The organism is Bradyrhizobium erythrophlei (genome assembly GCF_042430365.1).
Classification (GTDB): domain Bacteria; phylum Pseudomonadota; class Alphaproteobacteria; order Rhizobiales; family Xanthobacteraceae; genus Bradyrhizobium; species Bradyrhizobium erythrophlei.
On record NZ_JBHMET010000012.1, the window covers coordinates 1 to 11,213 of the forward strand.

At 60.2% G+C, this 11,213-nt stretch carries 9 protein-coding genes; 6 read left to right on the forward strand and 3 right to left on the reverse strand.

Annotated features, from left to right (window positions below; genetic code table 11):
* Window positions 1–51 precede the first annotated feature (51 nt).
* Entirely contained in the window at window positions 52–519 is a 468-nt protein-coding gene (locus tag ACFFWD_RS01365; protein ID WP_376960665.1) for a TIGR03118 family protein, read from the forward strand.
* A 418-nt stretch (window positions 520–937) separates the two neighbouring features.
* Here ACFFWD_RS01365 and hpnN read toward each other — a convergent pair whose 3' ends face one another.
* Entirely contained in the window at window positions 938–3,526 is a 2,589-nt protein-coding gene (hpnN, locus tag ACFFWD_RS01370; protein ID WP_376960667.1) for a hopanoid transporter HpnN, read from the reverse strand.
* Between the two features lie 1,210 nt (window positions 3,527–4,736).
* On the opposite strand from hpnN, the gene ACFFWD_RS01375 reads away from it, so the two are divergent.
* The 4 genes from ACFFWD_RS01375 to ACFFWD_RS01390 all read left to right on the forward strand — a co-directional run bounded on the left by ACFFWD_RS01375 (window position 4,737) and on the right by ACFFWD_RS01390 (window position 7,900).
* The gene (locus tag ACFFWD_RS01375; protein WP_376960669.1) at window positions 4,737–5,951 is read left to right on the forward strand and encodes a GNAT family N-acetyltransferase; all 1,215 of its coding nucleotides are present in this window, start codon (window positions 4,737–4,739) and stop codon (window positions 5,949–5,951) included.
* A gap of 4 nt (window positions 5,952–5,955) precedes the next feature.
* Entirely contained in the window at window positions 5,956–7,167 is a 1,212-nt protein-coding gene (locus tag ACFFWD_RS01380) for a GNAT family N-acetyltransferase (protein ID WP_376960671.1), read from the forward strand.
* Between the two features lie 125 nt (window positions 7,168–7,292).
* Window positions 7,293–7,559, forward strand: a complete 267-nt coding sequence (locus ACFFWD_RS01385) for an EamA family transporter (RefSeq protein ID WP_376960673.1) — start codon at window positions 7,293–7,295, stop codon at window positions 7,557–7,559.
* Entirely contained in the window at window positions 7,556–7,900 is a 345-nt protein-coding gene (locus tag ACFFWD_RS01390; protein WP_376960675.1) for an EamA family transporter, read from the forward strand. Before ACFFWD_RS01385 ends, ACFFWD_RS01390 begins: the two co-directional genes overlap by 4 nt.
* A gap of 162 nt (window positions 7,901–8,062) precedes the next feature.
* Here the strand turns inward: ACFFWD_RS01390 and ACFFWD_RS01395 are convergent, their stop codons facing one another.
* Window positions 8,063–8,569, reverse strand: coding sequence for a methyltransferase family protein (locus ACFFWD_RS01395; protein ID WP_376960677.1), 507 nt, complete (start codon window positions 8,567–8,569; stop codon window positions 8,063–8,065).
* 331 nt (window positions 8,570–8,900) lie between these two features.
* Here ACFFWD_RS01395 and ACFFWD_RS01400 point away from each other — a divergent pair, with 331 nt between their 5' ends.
* A complete protein-coding gene (locus tag ACFFWD_RS01400; RefSeq protein WP_376960679.1) occupies window positions 8,901–9,968 on the forward strand; it encodes an SDR family oxidoreductase in 1,068 nt (355 codons plus the stop codon).
* Between the two features lie 209 nt (window positions 9,969–10,177).
* On the opposite strand, the gene ACFFWD_RS01405 is transcribed toward ACFFWD_RS01400, so the two are convergent.
* Window positions 10,178–11,035, reverse strand: a complete 858-nt coding sequence (locus ACFFWD_RS01405) for a patatin-like phospholipase family protein (RefSeq protein WP_376960681.1) — start codon at window positions 11,033–11,035, stop codon at window positions 10,178–10,180.
* Between the last annotated feature and the right edge of the window lie 178 nt (window positions 11,036–11,213).

Below are 11,213 nucleotides of genomic sequence, written 5' to 3' on the forward strand. Positions count from 1 at the left end.
CCGCTTCACCCCCAAGGAGCGGACGTCTAGCGGACATGCCGGGTCGGCCGCTTGGGGCCAACAGGCGACATTGCGCCCGCGACCTGCCCAATCGAGCGTTCCTCGAACGCATTGAATGCTGCGAGCGGCTATCGCATTCGCTGCGGCGTGCTGCGCGGCGGCCCCCACACCCCTCTCGCCGCTCCGTGGGGCGTCGCTATCGCTCCGGACAATTTCGGCCAGTTCAGCGGCGACCTTCTGGTGGGCGATTTCAGCTTTCAGCACAGCGAAATCAAAGCTTTCGATCCCCAGACCCACCAGCTCGAAGGCACGATCCCGATCTCCGCCGGTTCGGGAAACACGCCGGGCGGTCTCTGGGCCCTGATCTTCGGGGGCAGCGGCAAAGACGGCAGCCCGACCACCCTCTACTTCACCGACGGCATCGACGGCGAGACGCATGGTCTGTTCGGCGCAATCGAGAGCGTGCCGCTAATTGGGGCATCGACGCCGACGCATCATTTAGACACTTTGTTGGTCTGATCGACGCAGCGTGGCCCTTCCGGCCCTGCTGGCGCGATGGTACCGCAGCCCACACCCCGAGGCAGCTCATGTCTCGCCGCAAACGTGCGGAGGTCGCGGATATCCTCTCGCCTGAGAGCGACGAGGACGTGGCGGGTCGGATTATTGGCGCGATCTTAAGCGGCGCGCTGTTGATTTGAGCGCAAGGAAGTTCCAGAATGAAAGAGGCCGCCAACTGAGGCGGCCTCTATTTGATCTATCATCTCATGTGATGCACATGATGCGTAAATCTATGTCCGGTGGCAAAGCCGGAAGCGCCTGGATGGCCGCGCACGCTGCCGTGCGCTTGGAACAGATGGCCCGGCGCAAAACCAGAGGCACCCGGACTCCGGCAGGTCCGCTCGCGCGGAAAGATGTTCCACGTCGATTGGGTAGGACATCAGGTCCCGCTTTTTTCCCGCGGCGGGCCCATCAGGGCGGGTTGGAACAGCACCGCGGCCGCCATGGTGCACACCAGGGCCAGCGCCATCAATTTGCCCATGCTGGAGGTGCCGGGATGGCTGGACATCCACAGACTGCCGAACGCAGTAGCGGTCGTCATGGCGCTAAAGATTACAGCGCGAGTGAGGACCGATTGCAGAAGCGCGGTCTTTCCTGCCCTCCACGCCATGACGTAGTAGATTTTGAATGCGACACCGACCCCCAACAACAGTGGCAGGGCGATGATATTGGCGAAATTCAGCGGAAGCCCAAAGACGACGCATAGCTCCAACGTCACGACGCCCGCGACCAACAGTGGCACGAGCGTGAGCAGGACATCTCCGATCCGACGCAGCGCGATCCACAGCAGCACGGCGATCGCCGACAGTGCGAAAATCCCAGCTTCCACGAAGGCTCGAACGACCGTGTTCCCCGATTCGTAAAGCGCCACGGCCTCGCCCGTTGCATTCGGCTCAATCGTCAGCACCGCCCTGACGAAATCACGCAAGACCGCGGTATCATCGGGATCTCCTTTCGGCAGCACTCGCACCCGCGCCTGCCCGTCAGGGGTGATCCATTCGCGGGCAAGATCGCGGGGAACAGTTTCCGCAGTGATAGGCTGCGGCTTGAGCTCTTGCCTGAGTCGTTCAAGCGAACTCCGCAGCGGTTCAACGATCGTGGTCTCGGCCTGCTTTCGAAGCGCCGGATCGGCTCTCGCGAGGTGTAACAGCGCGCTGGAAAGCCGCCTGGCAGCATCCGCTCCCGGCCCAGGCTCCGTGCCGGCCACGTTTGAAAGCAAATCAGCTGTGGAGGTCAGAGACGCGATGGTCTCGTCGTCGGTCGGCGGCGGTTCGATATCCTGAGGATTGAGCGAAGGGGCGATCGTCGTGGCAGCTTCGCGAATGCGGTTGAGCTTTTCCTCCTGATCGCCAGGTACCAAGTTGCTGAGCGTGATTGCCTGCGAGACCTGGGGGAGCTCGGAGAGCCGTCGCGCAACCAGATCCGCCGCAGCGAGGTTTGGCGCAACGATTTCGATGGAATTGACCTCTGCCTGCGGGTCCTTCCGCAGCTCAAGAAAAGCGGCGACCGATTCGACCTTTGGACTGCGCAGGTGCAGCGGATTGAAGTCGAACGGCAGGAACAGCAGTAGCGGCGAGGCCAGCACGACCGCGAGAACCGTGAGGGCCACAACTGGCGTCCGATGATGCTCCAGAAATCGATCCACCGGTGCAAGTGCCGCAAACCCAATGGAATGGGGCTCCGCGCGCGGATTCAATATGGCCAGCAGCGCCGGCAATACCGTGATGCTGGTGAGGAAGGCGATGATCATACCTGAGCCGGCGATCTGCCCGAGTTCCGACAGACCGCGATAGTCGGTGGGTAGGAATGAGGAGAAGCCGATCGCAGTGGCCGCTGCGGCAAGCGCCAGTGGTCCGCCCGCTTTCACTGCTGTGTTGTGCAAGGCGATACTTAAGTCCTCACAATCGTGGCGCTCGGCACGATAGCGGACGCTGAACTGGATGCCGAAATCGATACCGAGCCCGACGAACAGGACGAAAAATCCCGCCGAGATCAAATTCAGCGCGCCAACCAGGAAGAGTCCCCACGCAGCGGAAATCGCCAAACCTATAGTGATGCTGACGACCACGGCAAATATGATGCGCGCCGAGCACAGTGCCACCCACAAGATAGCCAGGACCGTAAGCAGCGATATCGTGGCGTTTAGTCCGGCGTTTTGCTTGATCGTGTCGAACTCGTCGTCGGCGATTGGGATGAGCCCGGTCAGGCTCACGCGTGCGCCATAGCCTGCTGCGAGATGCTGATTCGCGGCGGCCCGCCGGATCGCATCGGTGGCGGCGCGGCCCGGCTCAAGCGCGCCGAAGTCGAGCCAGGGCTGCACCTCGATCAAGCGCCGCAAGTCAGACGGCCCGGCTGGTTTGTTGCTGACCAACGCCTGCCAGGAAAAGGTTGCGAACCGGCCGCCAAGGATGGCCTCGATCGTCTCGGCAGCCATGGTCTGCGTGTGCGCCATGTCGTCGAGTGTGATCTCCTTGCGCTGCACGCCAATGAGGCCGAGCGACAACGCATCGAGCGTTCCTCGCAGGCTGGAGTCAGCGGCCAACGTCCCAATCAGGTCGTCAGCACGCGTCAGCCAATCCGCCACGTTCTTCACCTCTTGAGTCGGCAGATACAGCAGTCCGTTGCGCTCGAAAAAGCGCCCGCCCTGCGGCTGGCGAACCGAAGGGAACATCTCAGGTTTGGCTTCAAGCGCGAGTTGTAGCCGGTCGGCCGCCTGCTCGACGAGTTCCGGTGTCGGAGCATCGACCACGACGAGGATGTCCCGTTGCGGAAATGCTCTGAGGAAACCTTTTACCCGTTGGGCCCAGGGCAGCTCCGGCGAGATGAGTTCGTTGATGTTGGTCCTGATAGCGAAATGCCGCTCGGTATAGCCGGCGCAAAACGCCGATAAAGCCAGCGCGAGAGCGATCACGTACCATGGATGGCGCGTGCAGATGTCGGCAATGCGAACAATCGTTGATCTGAGCATTGAGAATCGGCTGCTGGATCTACCTATCTCTCGGTCAAGGCCTGTGCAGAAAACAGCTTTCCCCTCGTTATCCGAACAGGCGACTAGAAGGCGATCATACGACCTTCCGCTTACACTTTGTACCTTTCTGCTGGTGATTCCACTCGCGTAGCGCTCGTCCAAGCCGTAAATCGGAATCTCGATGCTCGGGCTCGGCTTCCGCCCACGTGCTTGCAGGAAGGTAGCCCTAAGCCAGGGCCAAGCAATTGACGGCAGCGAAGCAGCGCAGCGAATCCGATCAGTGCTTCCAGAGCGTTTCGAAGCAGCATCGGTAACTCGTGAGGCTGTCTCATTGTCGCGTGGATCAGTGCGGCGAGATCGATCGTCTGTTTGCCCGCGCCGTAGCCAACGCCAGCAGGGATCTGGCGGGTCGCCGGATCCATGATGACGCGGACAGCGGCCATAGGAACACTCCACGCTGCAGCGACGTTCGCCACCACATGGGATTCGTTGTCGCGCCTGTACTCATATGCAGCGAGCGTTCGCCTCTGGGTGCGCCACGATAGTTGTCACGCCAGCAATCGTACATAAATCGCATCGGGGGTGAGGCGAAGCAAGGCTTGCGACCAGTTCCGGTCGGTGGTCAGCCGGATCGCCTCCGAGACGCTCGTTGATCCTACGATACATGTGCCTGCGGGGAGGCCGAGCGAGAGGCCGCCCGCGACACCAAAATTAATGAGACCTCAGCAATCCCCGGCGATCGCAGGTGCAAGAGATCCTGCGAGCGTTTTACCGTCGCCACTGCTGATGGTGTGTGCACCAGCTCCCGCGTCTCAAATGCCAGTCCCGTGACTGCGATCACCGCTGCCGAGAGCCAACTCCCGAATGCCGCGGTGGCCAGCGCGCTCGTGATGAACCGAGGGTGCTCTCTGCGTGCCCCGCACACGGTCACGCCGTGCGCTGGGCACACATGATCATTGGCGCCAACACAGTCAGCACTGTCGGCGATGTTCCGCTCCAACATCAAAATCGCAAATGACTTACGAGTTAGTTTCTGACAGATAAGTCAACTTTGGTGTCGTGGCGTCGTGATACAATGTTGGCTTGGAGGCGCCGACCCGTGTGGTCGTGTCAGAACCGCCGCAAGGGGCAGGCCTCAAACGAGACAATGTCGGAAGCTAGGACAGCGTACTCAACAAGCAAAATCGTCAACGTCCGGGGATTCGAGCCGGTGCAATTCGCGCGGCGTCTCGAAGTCATCACGCGCGACGATTTGCAGTGCTGTCCACGCTGGCAGGTCGCTTTCGCAAACGAGCGCAAGGACCATCGATTTTACGAACTGGTCGAGGATACGCTTCATCCTGAGTTCGATTACCGGTATTTTGTCATAAAGGATGCAGTAGGTCAGGTTTGCGCCGTACAGCCCTTTTTTTTACTGGACCAAGATTGTTTGGTCGGAGCGAGCCCGCGCTTTGGCGTGCTGATCGAGGCCATTCGCTACATGTGGCCGCGCCTGATGCGAGCGCGCACGCTGATGGTGGGGTGCGTCGCTGGCGAAGGCCATCTTGATGGCGATGAGGCCTACCATCGTGCGCGCGCCGAGCTGCTGGCCTTAATGATTGCAGGACATGCTCGCAGGCTCGGAGCGAAGTTGATCGTATTCAAGGAGTTTCCGGCGCGATACCGATCGGCCCTCGACTGTCTGATCGACCATGGATTCACTCGCATCCCCAGCCTCCCCATGACCCAGCTTTGCATCAATTACGCAAGCTTCGACGACTACATGAAGCGGGCTCTCAACAGCGCGACCCGCAAGAAGCTGCGCAAGAAGTTTGAGGCAGCCGCACAGGCCTCCCCGCTGGCGATGAGCGTCATCAACGACGCGACGCCGGTGATCGAGCAGGTCTATCCCCTGTATCTGCAAGTTTATGAGCGCTCGAAATTGCACTTCGAGAAGCTGACGAAACAATATTTCTGCAACCTGGGGCGGCGGATGGGGGACAGGGTCCGCTTCTTCCTCTGGCGCCAGAGCGAGCGGATCGTCGCATTCGCGACATGCATAGTACATGGTGACGCGATCTATGCCGAGTACATAGGCCTCGACTACGATGTCGCGCTCGACCTGCACCTCTATCATTATGTATTTCGCGACATAGTCAGCTGGGCGATCGCCAATGGGTACAAATGGTTTCGCAGCAGCGGACTCAACTATGATCCGAAGCTGCACCTACGGCACTTGCTCGATCCGATCGACCTATATGTTCGGCACACGTCCGCACCGATCAACGCGTTATTGAAGCGCATTTTGCCGGTGATCGAGCCGACGCGATACGATGAGACGCTTGCGAAGTTTCGCAACTATCAGGAGCTTTGGGTGGCGCCCCGAGAGGGTAGCCCAACTAGCGCGCTTCAGGACAAGCGCAAACGCGGTATACACTGGGGGTGAACCTATGCACGCGCCTCTCGCTGGAAGAAAGCCCGCAAAGCCCGATAAGCTGGTGCCAGAGCCGTCAAGCGGAAGCACCGAGGTTGTCTTGCGTCCCGCGTTGGCGGACTGTGCGAAGTGGTCCGACGCGTTCGCGACACAACGCAAGGACCGTCGCTATTACGAGCTGGTTGAAGACACGATCCATCCGAATTTCCATCATCGCTATTTCGTCATCAAAGACGGGACGGGCAAGCCTTGCGCCGTCCAACCGTGTTTTGTTGTCGATCAAGATCTCGTTGCTGGTGTCGGCCCCCGCGTGAAGTCAATTGTCGATATTGTTCGCGGTCTTTGGCCGCACTTTATGTATATGCGCACGTTGATGGTCGGATGCGCAGCAGGGGAGGGGCAGCTGGATGGCGATGACGAATCTGTGCAGCGCTTTTGCGCGCCGCTTCTGGTCCTTGCTACTCTGCGTCAGGCGCGCGCCGAAAAGGCCGGGTTGATTGTGCTAAAAGAATTCCCGGCGAGCTATCGGAAGACGTTGCAGTGTTTCCAGCGGCACGGTTTCATCCGCCTGCCGAGCCTGCCGATGACCTCTCTCAATATCGAAGACGAAAGCTTCGGTGATTATATGAAGCGCGCGCTGTCCCGCGCGGCGCGGAAGGACCTGCGACGAAAGTTCCGAGCTGTTGCGCGAGCTCCGCCAATTGAAATGAGTGTCCTTAGTGACATCAGCCTGATTGTGGACGAAGTCTATCCTCTCTACATGCAGGTTTATAACCGATCAAACCTTCGTTTCGAGAAGTTGACAGCAGAGTTCCTTCGCGAGCTCGGCCGTCGAATGCCTGACAAGACTCGTTTCTTCGTCTGGCGCCAGCATGGACGTATTGTCGCAATGAGCATCTGCATGGTGCAAGGTGATACGATTCATGACGAATATATCGGTCTCGACTATTCGGTAGCTCTTGATCTGCATCTCTATCACTACACCTTCCGCGACATCATCACATGGGCGATCGCCAACGGATACAAGCGATATCGTAGCAATGGCCCTAACTACGATCCCAAGCTGCATCTGAGGTGTCAGTTAGAACCTCTTGATCTCTACGTGCGGCACACATCTCGCGCGATCCATTCCCTCATGAAAGTTGTACTGCCGTGGCTGGAGCCAACCCGCTACGACAAGGTCCTGCGGCGTTTCTCCACTTACCGTGAGCTATGGGACGATCCATGAGAGATGCAAGACATCAAGCATGGTATCTGAGACCCTATTTTCAGCTCGGCCTCAGTGCCGTCCTGCTCTCCGCTGCGGAAGTTCTTATGAAGAAGGGAGCCACTGCAAGTCTCACGAGTATGACAATGCTGTTTAATGTTGGTGCGCTTGCTTGGAGCGTAACGTGGATCGGCATCGTTTTGTACGTCGTGAGCTTTATTAGCTGGTTGCACGTCCTGCGACTGATGCCGGTGACTCAGGCCTATTGCCTCATCAGCGTGGTGCACGTCTTAGTGCCCGCCGCAGCCTGGCTATTTTTGCTTGAATCGATTTCGCTCAGCCGGGCGGCGGGGATTGCCCTTGTACTTGGCGGAATACTCCTTGTTGGTGCACCCTTGACCCAAAAGCCATGACTCTCTTCGCCGCCAGCATGTGCGTCCTCTGCCAGTTTTGTCTGGTGATTGGCCAACTGCTGCTCAAACATGCCATGAATGCAACGCGTCTTGTTCCCGTGCCATGGGCGGCAGTCGGTTGGAATCTGGCTGGAGGGATTGGTTCGCTTGGCCTTTGGTTCTTTGCCTGGCTGGGACTGTTGCGCGACTGGGAACTGAGCCGCCTATTTCCATTCGAAGGATTGAGTCCTCCGCTGCTGGCGTTAGGCGCTTGGATTTTCCTCGGCGAACGAATATCGCCGCGAGCCTGGGCTGGGATTGTCTTGATCGGTTGTGGAGTGGCTCTCGTCGCTGAAGGCTAGTGCACGACCCTAGTTGTGTTTCGGCTTCGAACTTTTTGGACCCCGGTCAGTTGAGCGTCTGGAGCCTCCTTGTTGCCGGCGTCCAAAAACCTGCACAAATGCAAACAAACTTTGCTGGAGAAGCTCATCAAAAAGCAGCATCGAGATCATATGCTACAGCCGCTACCGACCGCCTCGCCACGCGGTCGGGCGTGGGATCCAACGCGGCACATTGATACGGAACGCTTCGTATTCCGCCCCGAATGACTTTTTTAGCGTCGGCTCTTCGTACCCCACGACAAAAAGGTGGCAGACGAGCCAGAAGACCGCGCCGTAGGCGAACAGCCGCCAATCGCCGAACAGGACCGCCTGGCCGAAAATGACGGTGGCAACCGCCACGTAGATAGGATTGCGCACATAGCGATAGAGGCCGGTAACGACGAGATGTTGGGTCGGCGCGATCGGCGCCGGCGTGCCGAGCCCCTGCAGCGCGAAACGCGCGAATGAATCCACGAGCCCGGCTACGCCGGCAAGAATGAGCGCGGCGCCGACGAAGCGCGTGAGCTCGACGCCGGGAAACGATAACCTGAACTCCCAGCGCGAAATCCACCATGGGACCACCCCGGCCACCACGCAGGGCGCGAACACGAAGAAAATGGCGGTGCCGATAACGGCGGCGGTTCTTCGCATGGACACGATCCGTTCCCTGGTATTCTAGCACTCCGCACCGGGAGCGCGTCAGGTCTGCCTCGGATCAAAAGCGCCGGCCTCCGCGATAGACCGCCGCCCATCGACTGCCGCTTCACCCCGTTAGCGACCGATATCGCGCGGCAGCGCAATATGTCGCGACGGGCCAGATTCGGACATCAGCCGCTCACTCGATCAACTCGTCGGCGAGCGCAAGGAGGTTGTCCGGGATATTCAGGCCGAGCGCCCCGGCGCCCGCCGGAAGCGTCCCAATGCAGGCGACAAGAGCCTTGGACACGGCTACCATCGTAGTCGAAAGCAATCGGGCACACACATGGGTGAGCACAAAGAGGCCGTAGTCGTCGGAGCGCTCGGAGTGATCGGACGCTACATCGTCGAGCGGCTGCTCAGGCAGGATGACTGGTCCGTCATTGGTCTGTCGCGCCGTGCGGCCGGCGCCGTGCCCCGCTACCGCCACATCAGTGTCGATCTATTAGACCGTGAGGACGCGGCGGCGAAGCTCGCCGGCCTGACGGAAGCCACGCACGTCTTCTACGCGGCGTTTCAGCCTGGGGCGGGCGCCGCCGCGGGCTATGCATCGAACATCGCTCCAAACCGCGACATGCTGGTTAACGCCGTGACCGCGATCGACGGCGCGTCATCCGCGCTGCGCCGCGTGGTGCTGGTCACCGGCACAAAATATTATGGCTCACACCTCGGGCCATTCAAAACACCGGCACGAGAGAGTGACCCGCGCCACATGGGTCCCAACTATTATTTCGAGCAGATCGACTGGCTCGCCGCCTTCCAGCGCGGCAAGCGCTGGGACTGGGTGGAGCTGCGGCCGCAGACCTTGTGCGGCTTTGCGCCGGGCACGCCGATGAGTCTGGCGCCGGCGATCGCGGTCTACGCCGCGATCAGCAAGGAGCTTGGGTTGCCGCTGCGTTTCCCGGGAAAGCCGGGCGCCTATACATCGATCTACCAGGTCACTGAATCCGCGCACTTCGCCAACGCAGCGCTCTGGGCGGCGAGCACGCCTCGCTGCGGGCTCGAAGCTTTCAACATCACCAACGGTGACTATTTCCGCTGGAAGAATCTGTGGCCGAAGCTGGCGGCTGCTTTCGATATGCCAGCCGGCGACGTGCAGACGATAAGCCTTACCGCACACATGATAGACAACGCACCACTCTGGCGCGTCATGACAGAGAAATATGGGCTGAAGCCCTACGCCTACGATGAGCTCGTGGCCTGGCCCTTTGCCGATTACGTCTTTAGTTGCGACTGGGACGTGATGTCGGACGTTACTAAATCCCGCCGCTTCGGCTTCCACGATGTGGTCGATAGCGAAGAGATGTTTGTGCGGCTCATGCGCGAGTTCCGCGCGGAGCGGATCGTTCCCTGAGACCCATCGGCGCCGCGAGAACGATCATCTGCAAGACGCCCGCTTTGGGTCTTTGCGTCGATTTGGCAGCGCCTCAGTGATTTCCGGTCTGCCAAGGCCGGGCGCATAGAGGGACGAAGTCAGGCCCAATGAACAAGCTGTTGCCAATTGCGCTTTGCGGTGTTGATCCTCGGCTTGATGGCATCGGCCAGCCATGCCGACGACAGGTATCAATGATGGTGCGGCGCCAGTTCCTCTGGTCCGGAGCGCCGCGCCAGACCACCGCCGTCGATCCAGCGCCTCGTCGACTGCACCGCCCGTTCAATGAGGCCCCGCGATGCCGAAAAGTCGAACGGAGAGACCGCGAGCGGACACAGCGTGGGGACAAGATGGGCGTCGATGTTTGCCGGGACCGTCTCCAGCTCATGCCTGAGCTGCCAGGCAATCATCAGCGTGATCGCGTGCAACGCCTTGCCCACCACTCGCCGTGGCGGCTCCTTCAGTGCACAGGCGTAACCTGTCGGAAGCACGATGATCCGTTCGGCGCCGAGCTCTGCCGCAAGCCGCATCGGCGTGTTGGCGGCGAAGGAGCCGTCCATCAACGGCTCGCCGTCGATCTCCACGGATGGGAATACGGCGGGGATCGCCGTGCTGGCCAAAATCGCCTCGAGCGCGGGACCCTTGGAGAGGCGGACAACCTGGCCCTGCAGATTGGTGGCCACGATGCTGAGCGGAATCTGCGCGTCTTCGAGTCGAGCGAAAGGTAAATTCGCTTCGATCACTCCGCGCAGTCCGCCCGGGTCAACCAGGTAATCGGGATGTCGGATCAACCCGACGGCGGTGGCCAGGCTGAATGGAAAGATGTCCGAGCGCTTTAGACCACGCCAGATTAATTCCAATCTCGTCACGCAATCGATGTCGGGCGCGCCGGCAAAGTAGCTCGCATTGAGAGCTCCCACCGACGCACCAACGACGAAATCCGGCCACACGCCGGCGGCGAGCAGGACGCGCAACATGCCGACCTGGATCGCGCCGAGGCTTCCGCCCCCGGTGAAGACAAATGCGGTCTTCTTGCCAGCGTAGGTCATCACGGAGATGCCGATGGATTGCCGAGGCTTTGCCGGATTGGATGAGTCTCAAGCAAAAAGGTTCCCGGCTGGCTCGCCAAGGATTCAAGACCCGCCGCGGGACCATCGCTAAGTCAGGTAATGGGATGGTCCGGCCGTGCTCCCGTCCCGCCAGTGACAGAAGCTGGCTCGGGGCAGC